This is a genomic window from Hahella sp. HNIBRBA332 (genome assembly GCF_030719035.1).
Taxonomy (GTDB): Bacteria; Pseudomonadota; Gammaproteobacteria; order Pseudomonadales; family Oleiphilaceae; genus Hahella.
Window position 1 is genome coordinate 5,777,334 of sequence record NZ_CP132203.1, and the last position, 24,684, is coordinate 5,802,017.

Below are 24,684 nucleotides of genomic sequence, written 5' to 3' on the forward strand. Positions count from 1 at the left end.
GACAGGTCCCGCCTATGTCAGGCCCTGTTTCCCGCGGCTAGCCCCCGCGCAGGCGCATCCATGCGTCTGATTATTAACGGGCCAATATCATTGCCATGTTAATAATGAGTATAACCCGCATTTTAAAATGAAAGGGGGCGCATTATGGCAGAAAAATGATGAATTATGGCGTGGAAATTTGTTGTTTTTTTTGCTGCAAATCCAAATGCTTATCTCTATTCCAGAGTCGCCGGATCATACCAGCCGCAGTGCTCGAAACCCGCGTCGCAACAGGCTTCGCCGCAAGCCAGTATGCGTCCGTCCGCAAAATAGAATATGCCGCTGTAGTCAAAGCTGAAGGGAGTGGAAACGCCATCGAGTTTCAGAGCACCCGTTATGGAACAGCCGGAGATAGAGTATTCATCATGTATTTGACGGTGGCTGACGAATTCCCCGGTTTGCAATATGTGCTGTAAATCCTTGGGATTAACCGGGCCGCACTGCAAGCCATTCAGGTCGGTGATTGCCGGCTGTAGGCGCAGGTCGGAAAAAGTCGGGTTCTCTTGGCGGTTAAGCACAGGCTCGGCGACGCAGGCTGAGAGCCCCAGCAACATGGGCGATAACACAGAAAGCAGGCGTGGAGACATGAGGTCGCTCCTAAAAATCCGCAGGATACACGAACAGGCTGATATGAATGATATTCACCAGGAAGTGCAGCAGCACCGCCAGCCAGAAATTTTGCGTTTTGTAGTAAACCCAGGCGTAGCAGTAGCCCGCCAGGGTAATCAGCGCCATACGTAACGTTGCGTCTGGGCCTGTATGGAAATGTGCCAGCCCAAACAGCGTTCCCGCCACCCATACGCCCCACAGTCCCACTTTGTTCAGGTTGGGAAAGCAGGAGACAAAACTGCGTTGCACTAACAGCCTGAAAAAGGTTTCTTCGGCGATGCAGGTCACCAAAAGATTAAAGAATGCAAAGACCAGCATATAACTTCCGGTCTTGGGGTCCAGATCGACGCCCAGTAATGCGCCGACCCCAAAAATAACTCCCAGGGAAGCGGCAAGCAGAGGCCAATGGCGACGCAGGTCTGCGCCGGTTTGTCGTAATGTGGGGAGATAGGGAAGAAAAAGAGCGACCAGCAGCAGTCCGGCCAGCGCTTTGTCCAGTTTGGCGCTCAGCGCAAACGGCAAAGTGGCGGCGCCGAGATGAAGAGTGGGAATCACCGTCTGATGCGCGAATCCCGGCGCCAGATGCAGCGCTAACGCCAAAGACAGCACTGCCGTCGCCAGCCATGAGAGGGCCTTTTTCCAGCCGGACAGCTTCAGCATAGCCAGTCCGGCGGCCCATAACGCGGCCAAGGGCAATAATGCGATCCAGGCGGCGAGACCGAAATAAAACGCGGACCCCAGCGATGCGGCGGCGGGAAACGTCCAGGCATAGGTGGGAAGCCAGCTGGAGCGCGCTGCAATCAAACTGGCCAGCGACAGGGCGTAAAGGCTGAATACCCAGATAACTGCTGGCGTCAGAGTGAACGAAACCATGTCAGAGTTGATCTCCGTAGTAGAGCGGGGCGCGAGAAACGCAGGTTACCGGTTGCCTGAGTTTGATGCTATTTTTAATTCTGTAGACAACACTGATTCACCTATTAAGTTGAGTAGTCCCCATGTCGCTACACGCCAGTATGAACATCACCGATCAGTTGATGTCCAGGTACTCCCCGTTAAGTCAGTTATCCAAGAAATACCTGAATCAAGTGATCAAGCGCAGCAAAGTCATGACCTTTGGCGGTGGAGAGGTCGTTTTCGATAAATCCGCCAAGCGTACCGATACTTACTACCTGCTCAAGGGCGCATTGAAAATAAAGAAGAATATTCTTTCCTCCACCACCATCGACAGCACCGACCCGGATTGCCTGTTTCCCTTGAACGGCAAGATGCCAGAGGGCGTGACGGTAACCGCGCAGGAGCCGGGCCACATGCTGGCGGTGGACGGCGTATTCCTGGATCGCGCCCTGGCCTGGACGGAAGCGGAAGCCAGGCAGGATCAGGAGGAAAAGGCCGCCAAGGTGGAGAAAGCTCAGCAACAGCCGCTGCAAGTGGAACAAGAGGAAGACGTGGCGGTAGTCGTTGAAGAGGCCGGTGCGGACTTTGATGAAGCCTACTTCGACTGGATGGCCAGCCTGCTGGAATTCCCTTTGTTTTTTAACCTGCCTCCCGCCAATGTGGAGAAAGTGTTCGCTCGCTTCGAACGTATCGAAGTGAAGAAGAATCAGACCATTATTCAGGAAGGGGATGAGGGCGATTACTTTTACTTGCTGATCGAAGGCAGCGCGCGAGTGCTGATTGGCGGCGATGAAAGCAAGCCAATACGCGTCAGCAAGGGCTCGTATTTCGGAGAGGAAGCCCTGGTGTCCGATACAGTACGCTCCGCCACGATTATCATGAGCGAGGACGGGGTGCTGGCGCGCCTGGATAAGAAGTCCTTCCAAAGTCTGCTGCATGACCCGCTGGTAAATTATGTGTCTCTGGCGGAATTTCGCAAACGGGCGGCGGAAGATTCCAAGTCCACCCTGCTGGATATTCGCTCCACGGCAGAGTTTGAACATTCGCCCCTGCCCAAGTGCCTGCATGTGCCTCTGGCGGATTTGCGCGACAAAATAGCCGGCCTGGACAAGTCCGCCACCTATTATTTGTCGCAGGAAGGCGGTCGTCGTAACGACGTCGCCGCGCATATTCTCTATCAAAACGGAATCCAGGCTTTCGTTATTCGGGACGAGTAACGCAAACAGGCTGGTTTCCCTCTCTGCGCTGGGGTAGATTGCCGGTTCCCTGAACCAATGCAGTCTATCCCATGAAAGTTGTACTCTCCCTGCTGCTGGGCGTGCTCCTCTACGCCGGCGCCGCCTTTGGCGCGACTCCTGATTTTGCGGATTTTGAAAAGGAAGTAACGCGTCTTTATCAGAAAGAGGTGGCGTCTTTATCAAGTCTTGATACTTCTACGTTTAAGCGCGCAGAGGACTTGATTGTGCTTTGCCAGTTCATAGAAAACGCGACCTACCTTGAAGACCTCTACATTGAGCCCGCGGAGGAAGATTATTCGAAGTGCCTGGATGAACTATCGTCCCGATACTCTTCGGAGCCCGTCACTCAGTTGTATCTATTGGAAAGCGAGTATGGCGAATCTCTATTGGATAAGTCTGTGGAGCTAAACAGAATTGCGCTTGAAGATTGGAATACTACAGATATAACCAAGCTGTATGAGCAACTGGCGTACTCCCTTAGTTATAACAAGGACTATAAGGCTCAATCAGTTGTTTATGCTGTGTCCGCCTTTCAAATAAAGCCCACTGTACGGCTGGCGGGGGTGATCGTTGATTATTATGCAAAGAACAATGAAGTAGAGCATGCAAAACTTTTTGCGGAAAAAATCATACCGATGAGCTTTTCTGAAGAAGAAAGGGCATTGGCGATTAAAATTTTCGTTAAAGCCGACTTGCTCGAAGAAGCCGCGAAAATATTCTCTGTTCTTGATGAAGAAAAGCGAGGAAATCTACACACCTTATCGCACGCCAGATTGTTGGCGCACCTCAAGGAAAGTGGCGCGTTACGTGAGTTGATGCAAGTGAAACTCGATAGCGCCTACCACAGTAAGAGCCCCGAACTTAGCGCTTTTTGGCTCGAGTATGAGCTTGAATCCGGCGATGAAGAGAATGCTGTCAAAGCCTATCGCGCCTTTGCTGTCAGTCATTACACGAGAGACCCCTTTTTGCTGTATTGGTTCGACCTGGCGACAAAGTATCCCGGGGCGGCCGTACAATTATTCGTCGAAAATCCTCAAGTACTTTTATATGGCCTTTTTCGTTATATGGCTCTGGCTTTAGCGCCGTTGTGCATATTTTTACCAGTGCACTACATAGGGCTATGGCGGATGCGCAGGAACAAGTTCCTAAACTCACCGAATGAGCCAATATTTAGTGGGTGGGGCTTGGCTCAGGCGTGGCTTTTACTGGGACTGGTATTAGTGGTTTCCAGCGTTTTATATGAGTACTTCTATCCCGGAGCGACCAGCCAAAAGAATGTGATGCAAGCGCCCAGCGGCAATGGTCCGAATTATATGGTGATCTTTGTTCTGGTTATGTTTGTCAGCGTCATTTGTGTGACGGGGAGAACTTTACGCAGAGGAGTATTCCATAGCTATCGCCACGTTTTACTTGGAATTGTGACCCCCTTAGCGTTAGCGGTAGGGCTGTTGTTTATGACGCCGATACTGTGTCTTCCTGATCTGAAATTAATCGTGATCGCAGATGTCGACGACTATATCAAGTCCACTTATGAGACCTATGGATTAGTCGTCAGCCTGCTGCTGTTCGGAGTCATGGTTCCAATATATGAAGAAATTCTATGTCGGGGAGTGATCCTCAACGCTACCCAGCGCTATGTCGGCTTTTGGTTCGCCAACATAATCCAGGCCGCGATTTTTATGTCTTTGCATAGTAACCAAAGCCTCTACCCGTATTACTTTGTTTTAGGGTTTATCGCCGCGATCTTGTATCGCTACATTGGAGGTCTCTATGCGCCAATTCTGATGCATATGGCTATTAATTGTACTGCCGTGACCGCTTTGGTTTTTAGCATAGTTGTTGATAATGGCGTCAAATCTCAGGCGCTGCTGGAATGTGAACAAGGCGTGCAGAATGCGCAGCATGAAAAGGCGTTTTTAAGCTGTTTCCCTGTCGCGTTGCAAGGTGACGCCCAAGCGCAAGGCTACGTTGCGGACTTATATCTCACGGAAAAATTTGTTGTTAGAAATCTTCAAGAGTCCTATTCGTGGTATGAACGCGCGCTAGAAGGAGGGGATGAGCGTATTCGAAATAATTTTGCGTGGTTGTTGGCGACGTCGAGTAATTCATCCATCCGGGATGGAAAGCGGGCGATCGCCATAGCGGAAGGTATTCCAAGTGAAATGCGAAATAGTTCGGTGCTTGATACGTTAGCCGCAGCCTATGCCAGTGATGGACGTTATGAATCGGCGGTATCTTTGCAGAAATCGGCCATAGAAAAGCTTAAGGAAGACAGCCCGGATGCTAAAGATGTCCTCGAAAATATGGAAAAGCAGTTACAGCTTTATCGTGAAGGAAAACCAATCGTTCATGAGGTAACGCTCTAACCCCCACGCCGCTCCCGCCAGTCCCCCTTGTGTTTCAACAGGCAACTTTTTAACGCTTGCGCGCCGGTGGTTTTCCATCGGCCTTTGCGTTCGATGATGTAGTAGGAGATTTTGGGTAAGTCCTGAATGGGGATGGCGGTCAGGGCGGACGGAATATTACAGCAACCGTTGACGATGCTGACGCCCACGCCCAGCTTTACGAAGTGCAGCATCAACTCCCATCCGCGCGCCTCTACGGAAGGCGTCCAGGCGACGCCGTTGCTCATCAGCGCCTGCTCTACCGCCATACGTTGCGGCATGCCTGGTGGCGGCAGAATCAGTTTCTCGCCGTTCAGGTCTTTGAGGCTGAGGTGCCGTCGTTTCGCCAGCCGGTGAGATGTGGGAACCGCTAGTGTCTGCTCGACTTCCGTCAGCAAGGTCAGGTCCAGCCCCTCTGGCTTTGCGCTCAACGCAGCGACGCCGAGATGCGCCGAACCGTCTTCCACGGCGCTGATGGTCGCCGCTTTATCCGAGGTGATTAGCCGTAGTGGGTGCTCACTTATATTCTTGAAGTCCTGAATCGCCATACCCAGCAAATACAGAAACGCGCCTTCCCCGGCGGCGAGCACAACGGGCTGTGCTGAACCGCCATGGCGAAGCTCTTCAAAAAAGGTACTGGAGCGGTCGCGCATTTCTCTGGCGAAGGTCTGTACTTTTTTACCTTCCTCCGTCAGCACCAGTTCTTTGCCGGACTTGCGATAGAGCGGCGTCTGCAGTTGTTCGGACAACTTCTTTATTTTCACGTGCAATGCAGGCTGAGAGATGTGCAGGCGTTCGGCGGCGTGAGTGAAGTTCATGCACTCACTAAACACTAAAAAAGACTCAATCCAGTCGCTTTTCATAGTTCCATTTTATTCAGGGCGCTGCTCATTAATGTGGCTGGCGTTAGGGTTTGGAATAAATGGCAAACTATAACTTATTTATATAGTCGCTATATAAACAATAGTTCTTGTCTAGAGTCTGCGCCGATATGATTTCCACATGAATACGAGAATAGAACATATACACAAATTAGGGGTCGATATCGGCCGAGTAATTATCTCTCCAGTGAAAGATGGGAAGTCCGACACGGCGTTTTTATCGGGAGGCATTGAGCAGGCGTTGCAGACGCCGCCGGCGCAGGGGGCCATCGAAAGCCTGGCTCGCTTGGTCGACCTGTTCGAAGGGCGGGTCTGGCTTGTATCCAAGGCGGGGAAGAACACTCAGCACAAAACGCGTCTGTGGCTGGCGCATCAGCGGTTCTTTGAACGGACCGGCATGCCAGCTCATCACTTGCGGTTTTGCTTTAAACGACACGAAAAAGCAGGGCATTGCGCTGAGTTGGGTCTGACCCATTTTGTCGATGATCGACTGGATGTCTTGCGACATCTGCAAGGGCTGGCGCCGCATCTGTACTTGTTCGGCGAGCAACCTGAATCCCAACCAGTGCCCGACTGGGTTAAGCCCACGTTGAACTGGGACGAAACCTTTACCGCGATTTGTCGGTCGCTGGATTGAAAGAACAAGAGCAACAGCATGAGGAGTCATCACATGTTTACCGCATTTAATACTCCCGCGTTTCAGCGGGACTACGCACAGCTGACCAAGGTAACGCTTAACCCGGAAAGGCATACGGCGGAGAATGCATTGATCCACTGTGAAATGGTGGCGTCCCGGGCGCTGCAACTGGCGGATCAGAATGGGTGTACGGAGCAAGAGAAACGGACGCTGGATGCGTTGGCCAAAGTGCACGATATTGGCAAGATCAACGGCTCCGCCAATCCGGAGGAATCGCTTAAAAATTTATCGTTATACGGCGAGTTTGAGGAAAGCTTTATTAATCTGGTGAAGTACCACGACATTAATTTGCCCTGGTATATCTCCAAAACCAAAGGGCAACCACCCAGCGACAAAGCCTGGCGGAAGATGGCGTCGAAAGTGGATGTGCGACTACTGTGTCTGTTCATGATCGCCGACCGCGTCGATTGTCCCGGCGGCTGGACCGCCAACAAAGCGCTGATGTGGTTTTTAGAGGAAGCCGCGGAGCGGGGATATTATGCGCCAGTGCTGACGCAGTGAGGCGGTGTCCGCCGCCAGTAATTCTCGCCCTGGTTCAGCCGCCCTGCGCCGGTCACAATGTTCAACGCGTTGTTGTCTATTAACAAGCACGAACATGGAGCGCCAGGGAGTTTGGCCTGATATGAAACATTACCGCATCACTGTCTTTACTGAGCTAGCGTATGCCGCCGTTTGTTATTTGGCCGCCGTTGGGGCGATGTTTTATTTCATCGCCTTCATCAACGGGCTGCCGGTTCCGAAAGCAATCAACGATGGTCCTGTAATTGATACGGCCATTGCGCTTTTCATCGACTTGGGCTTGATTGCATTGTTTGGGGTTCAACATAGTCTGATGGCGCGCCAGTCCTTCAAACGCTGGCTGACGCGGCGTATTTCTCCCACGATCGAGCGCGCGACTTATTGTCTTGCTACGACATTGGTTTTTGCGGTGGTTTTTTATTTCTGGGCGCCGCTGCCCACGGTGGTCTGGTCGATAGACGGAGAGTCGGCCAGAATATTTTTTCTGACGCTGGCCTTCGCTGGATGGGGCGTAATGTTTCTCGCCACTTTTATGCTCGATCATTTTGAACTGTTTGGCCTGCGTCAGCCCTGGCGTAAATTCCGGGGACAATCGGCGCCGGCGTCTGAATTTCGCGTCATTCAGTTCTATCGCGTCGTACGTCACCCTATTCAAAGCGGCATTCTGGTGGGCATGTGGTCCACCTCGGTCGCTACTGTGGGGCACTGTGTTTTCGCCGGCGCTATGACGCTCTATATCCTGATCGGGCTGTATTTTGAAGAACGGGATCTGGTCCGCGAATTTGGGCGGACCTATCTGGATTACAGGCGGCGCGTCGGTATGTTGTTCCCCTTACCGAAGCGGGAGAAAACCGACGCGCGCTGACAGAGGGCGTATTCGCCAGCGAAAGGACTGTTAAGCCTGAAGTTCGGCGAACGCCTCGCGAGTCAGGTTGCGGCTGCGTCCCTCCTGCACCACCACATTGTCTTCGATGCGAATGCCGCCATAGGGTTTTAGGGTGGCGATCAGGTCCATATCACAACCGTGACCGGCGATATTTTTCACCATGTTATCGAGCAACATGGGAATGAAATACAGCCCCGGCTCAATGGTGATCACCATGTCTTTTTCCAATGTGCGGGTCAGACGCAGGAAGGGCGCGGAGTCGTCCGGTTTACGCAGGGTTCCGCTTTTATCCTGTTGATGGCCGCCTACGTCATGCACCTGCAGCCCCAGTAAATGACCCAGACCATGCGGGAAAAATACCTGCGGGATGCGCTTGTCCAGCTGCGCCTCTACGCCGTGTGAGCAAATACCGGTGTCATGCAGAATACTGGCGACGCCCGCCAGCGTGGCCTGATGCAATTCACTGAAGGCTTTGCCATGCACGGCTTGAGCGGCGATGGACAACTGCAGCGTATTGACCTGTTCGATCAGTTCCGCAAACAGGCCCTGGTCCGCCGTGTAAGTGCGGGTGATGTCGCTGGCGTATCCTCCGAAGGCTGCCCCAGCGTCAATCAGCAGCGTGCGCACAGCCTCGGGTTGTATAGGATTTTTCTTTTCATAATGCAGCACCGCCGCATTTTCATTCAGCGCCACAATGCCGGGATAGGGCTCCTGGTTGGATAGCTGGCCGCTGGCGGCGAGAAAGTCCCGGTAGACGTCGCATTCGCTTTTACCCGCCAGGAACGCGGCTTGGGCGGCTTTATGCCCCGCGGCCCCAGCCTGGTTGGCGCGCCACAAACAATCAATTTCGAACTCGGTTTTATAGGCGCGCTGATAATTCAGCCTGTGCAGCAGCGCTTCCGGGTTGACGCTCAAATTCGGGTTGAGCCCCGGCGCTTCGTTATATTCCGGGCCGACCCAGGCGGTTTTCCCGCTGATCTGCGGCAGCCATTCCTGTAGGGAACTCACTGGCTCTATGCGCCATTGATCGCTCCAGCCGCCCTCTGGAACAGCGTGCACCACGTGCCAGAAATCCTGTTTCGCCGGCCATAACAGGCGCGGCGTTTCGCCACGTTGAAGGTGGATAAACACATCCGGCATCAGATCGAATGGCGCCCACTGTTGCGCCATGGCGTAGGGATGAAAAGGGTGGGAGTGGTCGTCGCCAAAATAATAGGTTAATCGACCTGACGCCAGGATGACGCCATCGAAATCCGTCTCAAGCAGAGCCTGATCAAAGCGTTTACGCAGGATGGATAAATGGTTTTGATATGCCGAATCACTCATTGAAAAAGCCTCTGCCTGATCCCGAAAAGGAACAAGTCTACTCCTGTTAACGTAGTGCGTGAAAGTGGGGCGTCCAACTCGCAAAGACGTGTTTTTCTATCTGGAATAAAGAAGCCTGTCACAGTAATAGTTAGAAGATTTTTTGCGCAACGCATACAATGCTGGGCGCAATCACGCATTGCGCTGCAAAAGCACATCACCTTTTCGATTTTTAGTATCCCGCCGTTTGTGCTGTTCGCCGGGAATGAAGCAGGCACGCTTAATTTTTATGTCTAAATTTTCTGTACCTATCAAACGTATACGCCAAATTGAGCCGCACCCGAATGCGGACGCCATTGAGTTCGCCGTGATCGACGGCTATCGCTCCATCGTCAAGAAAGGCGAGTTCCAAGCCGGGGACCTGATCGCCTACATCCCAGAGGCTTCGCTGTTGCCGCAGTGGCTATTGAAGAAATTGAATTTCTGGAACGCCGAGAAGGGCGTTGGACGTTTGAACGGCAAAGACGGCAATCGTATTACCGCGATCAAACTGCGCGGTGAACTGAGCCAGGGTGTTTGCTATCCCGTGCATATAGACGGCGATACCGCCGTGATTGAACACAGCGACGGGGATTCTGAGTTGATGCGCTTGAGCCCGGTGGAAGAGGGCCAGTGCGTTGCAGAGCTGTTGGGCGTGCAAAAATATGAGCCGCCGATTCCTACTTCCATGGCGGGTGACATTTTCAACGCCGGACAGCGCTTAACGGTCCATTTTGATGTGGAAAACTGGAAGTCCTATCCAGATATTCTGCAGGACGATGAAGAAGTGGTTTTCACCGAAAAACTGCACGGCACATTCACTGGCGTCGCCATTCTGCCGGAAAAAGACGCTCGCCAAGAGGCGTTTGGCGTTAAGCGCAACGTGCTGATCTTTTCCAAAGGTCTGGGCGCTAAAGGCCTGGTCCTCGCCAATACCGACGGCAACAGCGCCAATGTCTACGTACGCGCCACCACCGGCATGGTGGCGGTGATCGACGCCTTGCTGGCAAGCGGTGAATTGCAGGTGGAGAATGAGCCTTTGTTCATCCTGGGTGAAACATTCGGTCCGGGCGTTCAGGATCTGGCGTATGGCAAGGAACTCGGCTTCCGCCTATTCGCCCTCGCCAGCGGCTACCGTGGCGCCCAGCGCTACCACGACTTCGACGAACTGCAGGCGATGGCGGAGCAACTCGGCGTACCAACCGTCCCCGTTCTCTACCGCGGCCCCTTCTCACAGGAAGTCATGAGAGCATTCACCGACGGCGCCACCGAACTCGACGCCGATCACATCCGCGAAGGCATCGTCATGACCCCAACCAAAGAAAGACGCGACCCAGAACTCGGTCGTGTCTGTTTGAAGTCCGTGAGCGCCGCGTATTTGTGCCGGAAGGGTGGGACGGAGTTTAGTTGATGTATTGAATATGGTGCGAATTGAGCGCCGTACAGGCGGTGAGGCAGATCGGGAGACTGCCGCCTCCGCTCTGTTAAGCTTGAAAGTAAACGGAGTTAGGGAATGTACGTTGACATTAAAGGATGTTTCCCTACCGCCCAACCTAAAAATTGTATCGTCTCTGAATCTGTCTTTTGCAGGCGCTGACCGTTCACAGCTAACTGAAGACCAGTCATTACGGGAGCAAACCGCACCCTGAACTCAGGCGCTTGCTCCGACAAATGCGATTGCATCCAGGATACGTGGTCATGATGCTCTTCAGGTGGCAGCTGTGTTAGGAAAAAAATCATTTGTCGCCACGCATAAGCGCTTTTTTTCATTATGTTCAGTCCAGCATGGTTACTATCCATTTTTAACTGCTGGCGTCTACATACCCACTTAAAGCAGTCTTTCACCATAAGTGAGAGATTTTCTCCCAACTTAGTCTTTAGCCCCAATGCCTGAAACAGTACCGCCAGGTTTTGCGTGGTTAAGATCTGTTGTTGCTCGATAACGACGGCGTTGCTGGCTACACTCCAACCCTTCCCAGGAGCGCCAGCGCGTTTTGAACATAGGTTGGAAAAGTTTTTAGCAGTCATGCTTCTGCCGCCAAACAACGTATTCTTAAGAAAAGATGAGTAGTCCACGTTGTAGTACCTTGCATATAGTGTGTCCTGAAGCAGCTCGGCGGCGTATTCACAGGCATTCGCATACTTCTGAGTGAACTCGCCCATGAAAATATCGGCGGCTATTTCATCGACAATAGGAACTTTGAGCTTTGCCTGGTCAGCCAAGCTTCTAATTTCCTGAAGCAACTTATTTGGAAGAGTAGAATAAGGAAAGTTTACAAGGGCCAAGATCACTATATCCGACAGAATAGTTATCGCTAACTCTTGGTTTCTTGGTTTGGTATTACGGTACTTCTCTACATTTGAAATCCACGGAAGCTCAGTCAGCTGAACTTGGTTTTGTAAGTTAATGAGCAGCAAAGAGCGGCGTTGCCGAAAAGCCTGATAAATACTTGAGTAAATATTCTTCAGCCCAGAATCGTCAAAGCAGGAAGCTCTTATATTTGCAGACAATTGCGGTAATACGTTAGCGATAGTATCCGCAGAGGTGATATAGCCTTGCTGTATAAGCTGGTAGATAGTGGCGATTTGGGTGCGTTCCACTTTCTTGGCTAAATATCGGGGGATCAATGATCCAGCAGGAGCGTTGTGCGTCGATTCATCTGAAGCGATGGGGGCAATGGCGCGCCTGACACATTCAAGTCCTTTATCCTGGGGAAGAGGTAGTAATCGCTGTACCAGGATTTTTGCAATTTCATGGTATTTTTCTGGTCTACACTGCTGAGACTGCCTGAGTCGTGACACAAGTTGCTTTTCCTCTCCAGGCGCGCCTCGTTTGGCGATATAGCGCGCCAGGTGTAAACGAACATATCCGCGATCCCGTTCATGCAGTGTTGTTGGGCTATCAATACATTGTCTAAGAAAAGCCAACATTCGCGCATGGGCTGAACCGGCTTTCAATCTTCGACTGCCTAAAATATGTTGCGAAGCCATTTGTTCATGGCGCCCGGATAATGATGTGGCGCGTTCAGTCCAGCCCGCAGGAAATGTCTTACCAGGAAACCCACCTTTTAGGTCATAGTGGCCGAGGTGGTCTCGTACTGGCTTTCCTGCATCATCCACCCTGACTGAAGGCAATTCACTTTCCACGGTTTCAATGAGCAGTCCGACGAGTTGGTCATATAAAGGAATCCAAATTCGGATTGCTTCTTCTTGTGCGGTGATGCGCTTATTCGCTTCGACTTTATTAAGCTTTTCTATGGCTGATCTGACAGGTTGTAGAAATACAAATCCATTACTTGCAGTAAACTGACCGGAAAGATTGGGATAGAACTTTAGTTCGGAGAAAAAAGGAAGTATTTCTGCAAGAATCGATTTAGCGCCAGACACATCTCCGTGTTCAAGCAGCCAAGCAACAATTGCCAAGGCTCCTTCCTCTGGAACGCTGATGGAAAACCGGCCCTCAGAGATATGTTGATTTAGGAGCTTTACGCCCTCTTCGCTTAAAAAGTAACTGTTCAGGGCGGCCCGTGTTTCTGTATTTATTGGAAGCGATAGCTTTTTCGCAAAGGCAATCTCGTTCTCCGTTAACGGCGCTCCGGCTAAGAAATTCCCAGTCGCAAATCCGCCAGTCGCGACTTCCAATGTCACCCATGCAGGCGTATTGGAGACGGGAGTGCGAGAACCTATATTCAACTCGCCAGAATACATGCTCGCGAGAATTTTCTCCCATCGCGCCACTTTCTGCCCTGAGCTTTGGGACGGATTGCTAAGATTATTTTGCAGAGCCTTTGATAGCTGAAATTCAGGGTAAGCAGCATCAATGGTTATTGTGTCTTTTTCAGGCTTTTTGTTACTTGGCATATCCAGTCTTATGGATGGGTCCGGGGGCTGGATTTGCACCAGCGCCCTCTCGGAAATCAGCCGAGCGCTCTACATACTGAGCTACCCCGGAACAGTTCTTCATTGCGTCCGTGTCATTGAGGCTAGAGTATAACGATTACTTCTATTCATTTTATAGCGCGTAATTAACTCATTACCAATCTGGTAAAGGTAGAGCCCCAGCATTGAGAGAATTGGCTTGCAGCCGTAGGGCCTGCACTTAGAGTTTCGGTAAGCAATAACCCGCCTTACATTTCCCTCCATCCTTGGTTACTCTGATTTGTCTCTGGCTTTACGCCGCACATTCGGGCGCCGTGCTTGCGCCGATCGCTCTTTGTTGTTCATTGCTTTGCACACTCTAACCCTGTTGTTTGATCCGATGGATGTGGATTGTTTCTATGCTGAGTTTGTTTGAAAAGTTTATTAAGCCCTTTCCGCCAGAGGAACCGGAGCAGCCGCCTACCGGCTTGTTCGCTTTTTGCCGTTATTACACGCGGGGAATGGAGGTTCCGTTAGTCCTGATGTCCCTGACCTCCGCATTTCTGGCGTTTTTGGAGGTGTCCCTGTTTGGGTTCATGGGGCAGTTGGTGGATTGGCTGGTGGACAAGAATCCTGAGACGCTGCTTCAGGAGGAGGGCGGCCGCTTGCTGATCATGACGTTGGTGGTGCTGGTGGGCTTGCCCGTTGGGGTCTTATTCCGGGCGTTGTTGATTCATCAGACATTGCTGGCCAATTATCCCATGCAGATTCGCTGGAAGGCGCATCGCTATTTGCTTAAGCAGAGCTTGTCTTTCTATCAGAATGACTTCGCCGGCCGCATCGCCACCAAGGTGTTGCAAACCTCTCTGGCGGTGCGGGAAACCGTGATGAAGCTGTTGGATATCATGGTGTATGTACTGGTGTATTTCAGCACCATGCTGGTGATGATTGGCAGTGCGGATATGCGCTTGTTGATTCCTATGATGGTGTGGTTGGGCGCTTATGTTTGCCTGCAGCTTTATTTTGTCCCCAAGCTCAAGCGTAACTCCATGAAAAACGCGGACGCTCGCGCTGCGATGACGGGTCGCATCGTTGATAGTTACACCAATATCACTACTGTAAAACTGTTTTCCCACACCCAGAGGGAAGCGGATTACGCACAGGAAAGCATGCAGGGATTTCTTACCACCGTACGACGGCAGATGCGCCTGGTGACGGGGATCAATGTCAGCGTGCATACCCTGAATTATATGCTGACATTCGTCATAACCGCGTTGGCGATCTGGCTGTGGACGCAGGCTGCGATCACTGTGGGCGCCATTGCGATTGCGGTGAGTCTGACGCTGCGCCTAAACGGCATGGCGCAATGGATCATGTGGGAAGTCAGTGCGTTATTCGAAAATATCGGCACGGTGGCGGATGGCATCACCACCTTGTCCAAGCCGCAGGAAGTGACGGATCGACCCGATGCGAGCAAGCTGCAGGCCACCAAGGGACATATCCGGTTCGATAAAATCGGTTTTCACTACGGCAAAGGCGAGGGCGTCATTGAGAAACTGTCTCTGGATATCAAGCCTGGCGAGAAAGTTGGACTGGTGGGGCGTTCCGGCGCGGGCAAATCTACCCTGGTGAACCTGCTATTGCGCTTTTACGACTTGGAGCAAGGGCGCATTCTCATAGATGGACAGGATATCCGTGAAGTCAGTCAGGAGAGCTTGCGTGAGCATATCGGTATGGTGACCCAGGATACCTCGCTGCTGCATCGGTCGGTGCGGGACAACATCCTCTATGGTCGCCCTGACGCAACGGAAGAAGAAATGATCGCCGCCGCCAGAAAAGCCGAGGCCCACGACTTTATACTTTCCTTGTCGGACCCGCAGGGAAGGAGAGGCTACGATGCTCAAGTCGGCGAACGTGGGGTGAAGCTGTCCGGTGGGCAGCGTCAGCGTATCGCCATCGCCCGCGTTCTGTTGAAAGACGCGCCGATTCTGATTCTGGATGAAGCCACTTCCGCGCTGGATTCCGAGGCGGAAGCAGCAATACAGCGAAGTCTGTATGAACTGATGGAAGGTAAAACCGTTATCGCCATTGCGCATCGTCTCTCCACAATAGCCGCTATGGATCGCCTCATTGTGCTCGATGACGGCGCCATCATCGAACAGGGTTCACATCAGGATTTGATCAGTAGCGGCGGTATTTACGCCCAGTTATGGGCGCATCAGACCGGCGGGTTTTTGGGGATTGAAGAGGGTGAGCTCGTTACCTGAGCTTATGCGTCTGACTCAATGCATCCAGCGATAAACGGGATGCATTGATTGGACTTATTTGGCCGCTATCAATCCTCCACTACGTACTCCACCCAATGTGCTTCGCTCGGCAACGGGATTTCCCAGCGATATAACAGGCGGTCGATCACTTTGTCAGTCACCGTGCTATCCCGTTTGCGATTGCGGGCGCGCAAGGTCTTCTCTCCGGCTTCCAGATAGACGATGCGGATTTTCGCGTGGTAGGCGTACAACAGGTCCAGAGCATTACTGCGCATTTCCTGCGACAGGTGCGTGGCGTTCCACACAAAGGGCTGCTTGCGCCGTAAATGCTCTTTGGCCATATCGATGGCGTGATGAGCCACCTTACCTTCATTCTGGCCGTATTTGAGGCCCATCTCCTCACGGGCGTCGTCGTAGGAGACGGTGGGCCAGTCAGGTCGATGCCGGCTCGCCCAGGTATTCTTGCCTGAGGCGGGAAGTCCGCATAACACCACCACCTCGGAGCCTTCCGGTTGCTGGTATCCATAATCCGCCGCCGTGGCGCCGTCGGAGCGAAAGTATTGCTGACGCACTGTTTCGTCGGGAAAAACGCGGGGTTGTTCCCAGCAGGACTCTTGCAGGGCCAGCTCTCGAAACAATGCGATGTCTGCGATACTGTCCGCTTTTTTCTCATAGGTTCTGCCGCTCATATCCGCCAGCGCCACCGCATAAAGCTCCTGCAGGCTCACCTCCCAGGACATGCGATGCGCCAGAAACTCGGGACGTCGCTGCGCCCGGTCGTCGAAGATGAAAAACGGAACCTGATGCTGAGCGATAATGCGACAAATGCGTTCCCGCAAAGCAAAAGGAACGCCGGCGCGCCATAGCAGTATTCGGGCGTCCACCGCGCCGCGTCGGGAATGTCGGGGGCTGCCGACGCCGCCATCCGGGCGCACGATAGTGGTGGCCGGTTTGGCGATGTCATGCAACAGGGCGGCGTAGAACAACACAAAGCGCTGTTCCGCATTCGCCTGTTGGTAAGTCTCCCCCGCCAACAGCTCATTCACCACCATTTTGGTGTGCGTCCACACGTCCCCTTCCGCATGGTAATACGGGTCCTGGGGCGTGATCGCCAAAGACTGCAGATCAGGCAGACCTTCCCACAAAGCTCGCCAATCCGGTTCGGCGCTCTCGCTCGGCATCCAATTTTGGAGTTGCTGATAACTGATCATGAGCATGTCTCCTCTGTGGCGCCTGGCTCCTGTGAATCCGGCTCAGAGTGGCCGAGATCCTCCCATTTCAAGGTTAGCTGCGGGGCGTACATATCCACACCCTGCGCCAACTGATTGGGGAAAATAGGCCGGTTCAGATGGTGGCTGCCGCTGTCCAGAATGGCCTGAATGAAATCATGGCGCACCCACTTCAGACGGCCGACCGTACGACCGTTTTCTTCTATCTTGATATACAGGCCTTCAGACAAATCCGAGTCATCGGTCTGTCGTTTGACCAGCTCAAAATCCAGCGCTTCCTGATGTGCAACCTGTTCCAGACTGTTGCGCCAATGCTTGGTTTTCGCCAGCGACGGGCGCACTAGTTTTTGTAATTCCGCCAAGCGCTTGGGCGCCAAGCCGGCATATAAAACCGGTACGGAAAGCACGGGTGAATCCTTTAACATGCGTCGACGCGCTGACGTAGAGAGAAACTCTCCTGTCTCGGTGTCGAGAATATCGAACTCGGCGAATAGATGCGGCAAGCGGTCATAAAATACTGTGTGCTTCGACGCCATCCATTCCCCGTACAGGGTGTAACGGGTCCCCAGAATTTCGAACAAACGCTCCTGATGCACCGTAGCCCAGGACTTAAACTGCGCGAACTGCGACTCGCGTCCGCCGCCGGTCAACACATGCCCGCGACTTTGCAGGCGCAATGCGCCGGACGCGTCGAAACTGACGCCAGCATTGGCGCCGTCGAGTTTTTCTTCGATGACCAGATAACGCCCGGCCAGTTGCGCATAGGGAACCTGATCCGATGCGCTGTCCCCCGGTTGCAGCCGTGACCCTTGCAGGTGGGGCGTACGGGGATATTTGCGGATAAACATACCGCCTCCTCAAAAACAAAATCCGTATTGATTCCTCCGCAAGAAAACGTCCTGCGAAGATTCAAAAGAGTCAGCTTGCTATGCGCAGAAGACGAGGCGAAACAATACCGTCGTCAGTTAAGACGCCGTAGCAAAAGCTGATATTGAGGGTGCGATCGCCATTACATGACCGTATCCGATGTGAACTGGGTAAACCTGAAGCGGAAAACGCGAAAGTCTAGCGGCGTTGAGTCAAAGGTTCCAGTAGGGATTGACGCATGCGTCCGACTCTAAGCCGGAAGCAATGCGTTTTCCAAAAGCGTCTGACTGATGAAAGCCGTGACTTCCTGCTCGCTGCTGCGGATGAAAAAGTGGTCGCCGGGGAAGGTGCGCAATTGAAATCGACCGCTGGTGTAATCTTCCCACTCGTGCATGCGTGCGGCCGCGTCGATGGGGTCGTCCTGCCCGCTTAGAGCGGTGATGGGAACCCGTAATGTCTGTGACTTGTCGCCGCTCCAACACTCGGAAAGCTTAAAGTCCGCACGCAACACGGGCTCTAACAACGCCATCAGTTGCTGGTCCTGTAGCGCTGCTTCGGGGGCTCCATTCATTTGGCGGATTCTTTCTATCAACTCTTCCATTGGCAGCTGGTGTATGAACGGCTCGCGACTGTTGAGGTGGGGACAGCGACAACCGGAAATAAACACATGCTTCGGCAATGGCCCGCCATAGGATTGCAGGCGTCGGGTCAACTCGAAGATAACGCGGCCGCCGAAACTGTGTCCGAAAAAGGCGAAGGGCTGGTTCAGGTAAGGGACGATTGCTTGCAATACGGCCTCCACCAGTGGCGGCCATTCGCTGAAAGGCGTTTCGCTGATGCGGTTTTCCCGGCCGGGCAGACGCACTACGACGACATCAACGTCGTCTGGAAAGCGTTTTACCCAGCTTCGAAATGCATTGGGACTGCCGCCGGCGTAGGGAAAGCAGAAGAGTCTGATCGACTTGCCTGCCTGAGGCGTGGGCATGAACCAGCGATCCTGCGTACGATGTGGCATTCTAAACTCCTTGTATAGGCATCGGACTTACGCCTGCGGCTCTTTCGTCGGCTGCGCTGCGTGCAACTGCTCCGCCATGGCGGCGATGTCGTCGCGCATATGCAATTTGTCCAACCAGTCCTGGCGAATACCGCTGACGCCGTAATAGGCGCCGGCGATCTGGCCGACAATGGCGGCAGTGGTGTCTGCGTCGTCGCCAAGATTGGCCGCTTTCAGCACTGCGTCCTGAAAGTTGTCCGTATGGGCGAAACACCACAGGGCGGCTTCGAGAGCGTCAATCACGTAGCCAGTGCCGCGCACTTCGCTTTCGCTTTTATTCAGGTAACCGCCCATGCATATCTGCGCGACTTTGTCGGTGTAGGGCACATATATGGGATCTTCCAGCACATCCTCTTTGGCGTCGCCAGTCAACAGTTGATGCAGGATGACTCCCATCAAACGGCAGGCGTCCACACATTCGTCAGCACCGTGAGTGGTGCGTGAGCTTTCGCCGCAGTATTGCACGACCTGTTCGATACGAGGGCTGTAATACATGGCGACTGGCGCCAGACGCATAATGGAGCCGTTGCCGGCGCTATGCGCGTCCAGCGAGCCGGAGTAGGGTTCGCCGCTGTCCAGAAAGCGCTGGAGAGCGCCGCGCACCGTATTGCCGATATCAAAGCAGTTTCCGGTGCTGCTGAAATAGCCCCACTGCCACCAGTTGCAATAGCGGGTCATTTGATCCGCGGCGTCAAAACCCTGTTTGGTCAGCAGAGATTCCGCCAGGCATAACGCCATGGAGGTGTCGTCAGTCCATTGTCCCGGTTGTAATCCAAAAGGGCCGCCGCCCACCATGTCGTCGATAGGCTCAAAAGAACCGCGCGGACGAAACTCCAACGTAGTGCCCACGGCGTCGCCCACCGCAAGACCCAGCAGGCAGCCTTGGTATTTGTCGAGATTGTTTCTATCTGGTTGTCCAGTCATGTACTTTTACCCTATTCAACCGGGGCGAATAACTTACGCAGTTCTTCTTCATCGAAGGTGAACTTTTCAGCCTTGTCCGCAAGTAGATTATCCGCCAGCGCTTGTTTCTGCTTTTGTAATTCGACGATTTTTTCTTCCACGGTTCCTTCTGTGATCAACTTGTAAACGAACACCGGCTTATCCTGGCCGATGCGGTAGGCGCGGTCGGTCGCTTGGCTTTCAACGGCGGGATTCCACCAGGGGTCATAATGGATGACGGTATCCGCTGCGGTTAGATTTAAACCCACGCCGCCTGCTTTAAGGCTAATTAAAAACAAAGAGACCTCTCCGTTTTGAAATCGACTGACAGGCGTATCTCTGTCTTTCGTCGCGCCTGTCAGTTTTACGTACTCTATACCGGCTTTGTCTAATTGCGCCTCAATCAATCCAAGCATAGAAGTGAACTGGGAAAACAACAGTATTTTGCGGCCTTCCTCAAGCAGGCTGGGCAACATGGACATCAGCGTATCCAGCTTGGCGCTGCTTTTCACTTTACGCGCACTGTCCAATTTAAGCAGCGATGGATCGCAACACACTTGGCGCAGCTTCAGTAATGCGTCCAGAATTTCTATATGAGAACGTTTAACGCCTTTCTTCGCGATAGCGTCACGAATCTTCTTATCCATGGCGACGCGAATACTTTCATAAAGATCCCGCTGCTTTCCTTCCAGCAAAACAGTGCGTTGTATTTCTGTTTTCTCCGGCAGCTCCGTCGCGACCTCCTGTTTGGTGCGGCGCAGCATAAACGGCTTGATGCGCTTTGATAACAAGCGTTGTCGTTCAATATCGCCCTTCTTTTCGATAGGAGTGCGGAACAGGGTGTTGAACTTTCTATCGTCCCCGAGCAGGCCCGGCGTAAGGAAATTAAACAACGACCACAGCTCGCCCAGATGATTTTCCATGGGCGTTCCAGTCAGACACAGCCGATGTCGGGCCTCAAGCCTGTGTACTAGCTGGGTGGCCTGCGCCTTTGGATTCTTGATGGTTTGCGCTTCATCCAAAATAAGATAATGGTAGTTCTGCTGCAGCAGATATTCGCTGTCTCGCGACAGTAGCGGATATGTCGTCAAAACCAGGTCGTTGTCGGCTATGTGTTCGAAACGCCCGGCGCGTTGAGGACCGTGCAGAACGAGCACTTTTAGCTCTGGCGCGAACTTTTCCGCTTCCTTACGCCAATTGCTCATTAAGCTGGTGGGCGCGACGATCAGGCAGGGCCGGTCCATCCGCCCCTGGGCTTTTTCCACTGAGAGCAGGGCGAGGGTTTGTATGGTTTTCCCCAACCCCATGTCGTCAGCCAGGATGCCGCCCATTTCGATTTCTCTAAGGAAACCAAGCCAGTTCAGACCCTCTTGTTGGTAGTCTCTGAGGGTGGCGTTGAACCAGTCGGGGGGGCAGACATGGCTCATTTTCTCCTGATGCTTCAGTTGATCAATTAAGCGCGTCAGTTTATCAGCGCCCAGCCAGCGCAGACCGACTGAAGTCATGGCGTCGTTGATAGCCAGAAGCTGGCCAACCTGTCCCCGATCCAGGCGGAATTTATCGTTCACCAGAGGATCATGGTCGTACAGCTCAATGAGACTGCCTAACAGGCTCCTGACTCTCTCGACATCCAGCTTGATCCACTTGCCAGGGGCGACCTGGAGCAGAACATCGCTATCTCCGGGATAATCGGCCAGTGTCTGAAGCTCCCACTCTTCCGGCGCGTCTTTAATCAGGTTGTACAGGACGGGTAGCAAGTTGATGCGCTCACCGCCGATTTCCACGCCGAGGTCGAAATCAAACCAGTCGCTGTCGCTTTCCTCCAGACTGGAATACCAGGAGAGATCTTCAACCTCTGTATTGAGGTACTGGAAGGGAAAGTCCTCTTCAATGGTAATAATCCATCCTTGTTTCTCTAGCAGGGCGATGCCGTACTGGGCGAACCCGTGCCACTCTCCGACGCTCTGAAAGCTCAGGTCCATTTGATGCGCCTCATCGACGGGCGGATAGCTTTCGATCGTATTGAGCGGGCGCATATCCAGAATTCTTAGTTTACACAGGGCCGTCTCTTCAGCATGAAAATCCCGGGGAATGATGAGGTGGGTACTGTCTTTGTGCGTAATCACTTGCTCAATATCGGAGTGATAAGATACGCGGACATCGCGATAGGAAAACTCCAGCCTGGCGCAGGGAATATCGGTGTGATTGGTTCTAAATGGAAAATAGCCAGCTTGAGAAGGGCTTGCCGCCCCAAGGGTGAGATGCACCTGCGGCCTGACTTTTATGTCCTTCTCGATGGCTATCTCGATGGGCATGGGAAGTCGTGCGCTGGGGAGTCGTTGCTCCAGAAGCGAGCGTACTTTTCCCGCCTGATCCGGGGATAACCTGGGCGCGCGATTAAGCGTCGCCAGCACGGATGGCGGCAGCTCACTAAGCAGCTGACCGCATTCTCCAGTGCTGGTATTGATACAGTAGATCGGATCAGTAGCGACCATCATTAGGTGCGATGGGACCATTTCCAGTGTTTGTCCGCCCTCCTTATCCACTCGCCATTGAAACTCCGCCCGCGCTGGAGCGCCTTCGAATAATTTCGGCCCTTGTGGGGATTCCCAATACGCGCGCCCCGTCGCCAATATGCGTTGAAGGGCGTCTGCTCCGGTTTCTTCCGTTAACGGTAGGACAGAATCCCATCGCGACCATAACAGGCGTTTAAAGATCGCCAAATCGGCTTTGGTCAGGAAGGCGGCTGGCTTGCTCTGATTAAAGGCGGCGTTGATATTGTAACGCTGAGTTTTTTTGGAGTATTCGCCGGACTTAAGAGTGCGCGCCTGGATAACATTGACGCAGACATTCCCGTTCATATGGTTGTGTTGCAACAAATAGAGCACGCTAACCTGATTGGCGCTCTCACGAGTTGTTTCCTCTGTTGCGGTGTCAACCAATTGGGCAAGCCAACGCCGGACGTCAAAGTCCAGTGTTTCTTCTGGGCTGTGAACGGAGTAATGGCCTGAGTTTGTATCTTGCTGGGCTGGAGCTTGGCTTCTTTCGTTTACGGCGAGTAGTGTCGCTGCAACGTGCTTACAGTTGTAGCCGATAGGACATGAACACTCCCCTTCTATACTCTGACCATAGGCGTCATTTTCAAGCCGCACCAAGACCCGGTAAATGCTGTTACCAGAACCCTGCACGCTCGCTGCGGCGTGATCCTTGCCATATTCCACCAGAGTGACGCGTTGTTGTTTGAAATATTTTACGCCTCGCTCAAAATAGGTGTGGCCAAGCTCTTTAGCTATCTGGCTTTCCTTTACCAACATGTGAATTCACTACCTTTATCAAGCACTAATATGAAATGACGGACCTACAAGAGCGCCCGTAGTGGATTCGCATGATAGGTTTTTTGTCTATTCGTCTCTATAAGTGGCGATGACTTCAATATCGCCGACTATGTGATCATTGAACTCTTCCAACCGCTCCGCTGGAATCCAGTATTCCGCGTGCTTTTTACCGCCGACAATTTCCACATTAAATTGACTCAGGTATTCCGCATCCACGTCGAAGCGTGTGACATAGCCTACGCCGGAGTCTTTGACGTTCCAATCCCGGGCGATTTGACGGGCGTAGTCCTCGTTGCAAACCGGGTAGAAAATGGGTTGCTCCGGCAGGCGTGGCGGCCAGCGTTTGAAACCGCTGGCTTCAACCAGCGCCAGCTCATTCGGTCCGGTGGGTCTATATAAAGTGACCGTTTTCATATTTGCTTTTACCTTGTCGAATTGCTTCGCGCACTTCCATCAAAATCTTACCCAGCATATTCAGACCGCTACCGTCGCCGCCGTTCGCCCAATAGCGATCATTGGCGGTGTGCTCGACTAATTCGGCGTCGCCGGTTTCCAACAGTATAGAAGTGAGTTTTTCATGCTGAACGAATTTGGCCATGACCGCTTCGCGCATGATGTCGTCTTTGACTTCCTCCCAATCCGGCCGCAAGGGACGTGTGCGCTCACGACCCATATTAGCGGCTTCCATGGGCTTTGACGCCATGCGAACGGCTTCTTCGTGCTCAGTGCCTGCGAATTTCTGCGCCTGAAAATAATGTTCGGACGTAGGCCAGCGCTTGTCTTTCAGATATACCGGATCGCGGGAGAAATTGGAAAAGCATCCGTATTCGCCGTTGGCCAGGTAAAAGTTAATCGTTTTTTTCTCAGTCATTACATCTCTCCGACATTAACTGCGCGGTCCTTCGATGGTTCTGGGGAAGAAATGATTCTCCACGCCGCGCTTGAGTCGATATAGTTTTGCAGGTCGGTTGCTGCCGGTGCGCATGGCGCCGCTTTCCTCCAGAATATCCGCATCCAGGATGCGGCGACGGAAGGATTTTTTCTCCACCTCGTTACCCAGAATCACTTCGAATACTTTTTGCAGCTCCGTCAGCGTAAATTCTTCTGGTAATAGGTGAATCGGTAACGCGGTATATTGCACTTTGCTGGTCAGTCGTTCGCGACACAGACGCAGAATCTCGTTGTGATCAAACGCCAGTTTATAGTCGCGTAAGGCCTCGGTTACCGGAACCCAGCGTGTTTCCTCTTTGCCGGCGTTGGGGTCGACATCGATCTCTTCATGGGCGACCAAGGCGAAGTACACAACCGTCACTGACCAGCCGCGGGGGTCTCTTTGCTTACCGCCGAAGGTAGCGACCTGCTCCAGATAGGGGCTTTTTACCCCGGTTTTTTCCACTAACTTCCGATGAGCGGTGTCTTCGAGAAGATTGTCTTTCTTCAGGTCGATAAATCCGCCCGGCAGCGCCCATTGATCCTTGGCCGGATACTGCGAGCGCTTCACCAGCAGCACTTCGAGTTGCTGTTCCCTGAGCTTGAATATCGCCATGTCCACGGAAGCCAGAGGCACTTCGTAATCGTGGATGTTGTAAGCGGCGAGAAAGTCTTTTTCTGAGGCGTAATCTTGCATAACCTGAAAAACAT

20 protein-coding genes and 1 tRNA gene are annotated in these 24,684 nt (G+C 52.8%); 7 read left to right on the forward strand and 14 right to left on the reverse strand.

The genetic code is table 11. The features are described 5' to 3' along the window. Positions 1-215 precede the first annotated feature (215 nt). Both O5O45_RS25500 and O5O45_RS25505 read right to left on the reverse strand, forming a co-directional pair. Entirely contained in the window at positions 216-626 is a 411-nt protein-coding gene (locus O5O45_RS25500) for a hypothetical protein (RefSeq protein WP_305902124.1), read from the reverse strand. Between the two features lie 10 nt (positions 627-636). Further along, a complete protein-coding gene (locus O5O45_RS25505; RefSeq protein ID WP_305902125.1) occupies positions 637-1,521 on the reverse strand; it encodes a CPBP family intramembrane glutamic endopeptidase in 885 nt (294 codons plus the stop codon). A 122-nt stretch (positions 1,522-1,643) separates the two neighbouring features. On the opposite strand from O5O45_RS25505, the gene O5O45_RS25510 reads away from it, so the two are divergent. Beyond that, positions 1,644-2,759, forward strand: coding sequence for a cyclic nucleotide-binding domain-containing protein (locus O5O45_RS25510; protein ID WP_305902126.1), 1,116 nt, complete (start codon positions 1,644-1,646; stop codon positions 2,757-2,759). A 71-nt stretch (positions 2,760-2,830) separates the two neighbouring features. Further along, complete coding sequence (locus O5O45_RS25515; protein ID WP_305902127.1) at positions 2,831-5,146, forward strand: CPBP family glutamic-type intramembrane protease; 2,316 nt, start codon at positions 2,831-2,833, stop codon at positions 5,144-5,146. Here the strand turns inward: O5O45_RS25515 and O5O45_RS25520 are convergent. Beyond that, positions 5,143-6,027: a LysR family transcriptional regulator gene (locus tag O5O45_RS25520; RefSeq protein WP_305902128.1), complete on the reverse strand. Its 885-nt coding sequence runs from the start codon at positions 6,025-6,027 to the stop codon at positions 5,143-5,145. The two genes, O5O45_RS25515 and O5O45_RS25520, sit on opposite strands and share 4 nt — an antisense overlap. Positions 6,028-6,166: 139 nt before the next feature. On the opposite strand from O5O45_RS25520, the gene O5O45_RS25525 reads away from it, so the two are divergent. The 3 genes from O5O45_RS25525 (at position 6,167) to mddA (ending at position 8,126) form a co-directional block, all read left to right on the forward strand. Then, entirely contained in the window at positions 6,167-6,682 is a 516-nt protein-coding gene (locus O5O45_RS25525) for a hypothetical protein (protein ID WP_305902129.1), read from the forward strand. 33 nt (positions 6,683-6,715) lie between these two features. Further along, a complete protein-coding gene (locus O5O45_RS25530; protein WP_305902130.1) occupies positions 6,716-7,243 on the forward strand; it encodes an HD domain-containing protein in 528 nt (175 codons plus the stop codon). A gap of 121 nt (positions 7,244-7,364) precedes the next feature. Further along, positions 7,365-8,126 (forward strand): methanethiol S-methyltransferase, encoded by a 762-nt coding sequence (gene mddA / locus O5O45_RS25535; protein WP_305902131.1) that lies wholly within the window; start codon positions 7,365-7,367, stop codon positions 8,124-8,126. A 30-nt stretch (positions 8,127-8,156) separates the two neighbouring features. Here mddA and pepQ read toward each other — a convergent pair whose 3' ends face one another. After that, positions 8,157-9,473, reverse strand: coding sequence for a Xaa-Pro dipeptidase (pepQ, locus tag O5O45_RS25540; protein WP_305902132.1), 1,317 nt, complete (start codon positions 9,471-9,473; stop codon positions 8,157-8,159). Between the two features lie 268 nt (positions 9,474-9,741). Between pepQ and O5O45_RS25545 the strand changes: the two genes are divergently transcribed. Next, entirely contained in the window at positions 9,742-10,902 is a 1,161-nt protein-coding gene (locus O5O45_RS25545) for an RNA ligase (ATP) (protein WP_305902133.1), read from the forward strand. A gap of 95 nt (positions 10,903-10,997) precedes the next feature. Here the strand turns inward: O5O45_RS25545 and O5O45_RS25550 are convergent, their stop codons facing one another. Both O5O45_RS25550 and O5O45_RS25555 read right to left on the reverse strand, forming a co-directional pair. After that, entirely contained in the window at positions 10,998-13,352 is a 2,355-nt protein-coding gene (locus O5O45_RS25550; protein ID WP_305902134.1) for a hypothetical protein, read from the reverse strand. 15 nt (positions 13,353-13,367) lie between these two features. After that, positions 13,368-13,443, reverse strand: a tRNA-Ile gene (locus O5O45_RS25555). A 325-nt stretch (positions 13,444-13,768) separates the two neighbouring features. Between O5O45_RS25555 and O5O45_RS25560 the strand changes: the two genes are divergently transcribed. Continuing rightward, positions 13,769-15,616 (forward strand): ABC transporter ATP-binding protein, encoded by a 1,848-nt coding sequence (locus tag O5O45_RS25560; protein WP_305902135.1) that lies wholly within the window; start codon positions 13,769-13,771, stop codon positions 15,614-15,616. Positions 15,617-15,684: 68 nt separating this feature from the next. Here O5O45_RS25560 and O5O45_RS25565 read toward each other — a convergent pair whose 3' ends face one another. The 8 genes from O5O45_RS25565 to O5O45_RS25600 form a co-directional block, all read right to left on the reverse strand. After that, positions 15,685-16,827, reverse strand: coding sequence for an AAA family ATPase (locus tag O5O45_RS25565; RefSeq protein WP_305902136.1), 1,143 nt, complete (start codon positions 16,825-16,827; stop codon positions 15,685-15,687). After that, complete coding sequence (locus tag O5O45_RS25570) at positions 16,824-17,693, reverse strand: RNA ligase family protein (RefSeq protein ID WP_305902137.1); 870 nt, start codon at positions 17,691-17,693, stop codon at positions 16,824-16,826. The genes O5O45_RS25565 and O5O45_RS25570 overlap by 4 nt, the downstream gene beginning before the upstream one ends. Before the next feature lie 269 nt (positions 17,694-17,962). Further along, positions 17,963-18,727 carry a thioesterase II family protein gene (locus O5O45_RS25575; protein WP_305902138.1) on the reverse strand — a complete coding sequence of 255 codons (765 nt, stop codon included), beginning with the start codon at positions 18,725-18,727 and terminating at the stop codon, positions 17,963-17,965. Positions 18,728-18,754: 27 nt separating this feature from the next. Continuing rightward, the gene (locus O5O45_RS25580) at positions 18,755-19,690 is read right to left on the reverse strand and encodes an ADP-ribosylglycohydrolase family protein (RefSeq protein WP_305902139.1); all 936 of its coding nucleotides are present in this window, start codon (positions 19,688-19,690) and stop codon (positions 18,755-18,757) included. A gap of 11 nt (positions 19,691-19,701) precedes the next feature. Next, entirely contained in the window at positions 19,702-23,022 is a 3,321-nt protein-coding gene (locus O5O45_RS25585; RefSeq protein WP_305902140.1) for a DEAD/DEAH box helicase, read from the reverse strand. An 87-nt stretch (positions 23,023-23,109) separates the two neighbouring features. Continuing rightward, a complete protein-coding gene (locus O5O45_RS25590; RefSeq protein WP_305902141.1) occupies positions 23,110-23,457 on the reverse strand; it encodes a hypothetical protein in 348 nt (115 codons plus the stop codon). Then, positions 23,435-23,914, reverse strand: a complete 480-nt coding sequence (locus O5O45_RS25595) for an NADAR family protein (protein ID WP_305902142.1) — start codon at positions 23,912-23,914, stop codon at positions 23,435-23,437. The genes O5O45_RS25590 and O5O45_RS25595 overlap by 23 nt, the downstream gene beginning before the upstream one ends. 15 nt (positions 23,915-23,929) lie before the next feature. Beyond that, positions 23,930-24,670: an NUDIX hydrolase gene (locus O5O45_RS25600; protein WP_305902143.1), complete on the reverse strand. Its 741-nt coding sequence runs from the start codon at positions 24,668-24,670 to the stop codon at positions 23,930-23,932. Positions 24,671-24,684 lie beyond the last annotated feature (14 nt).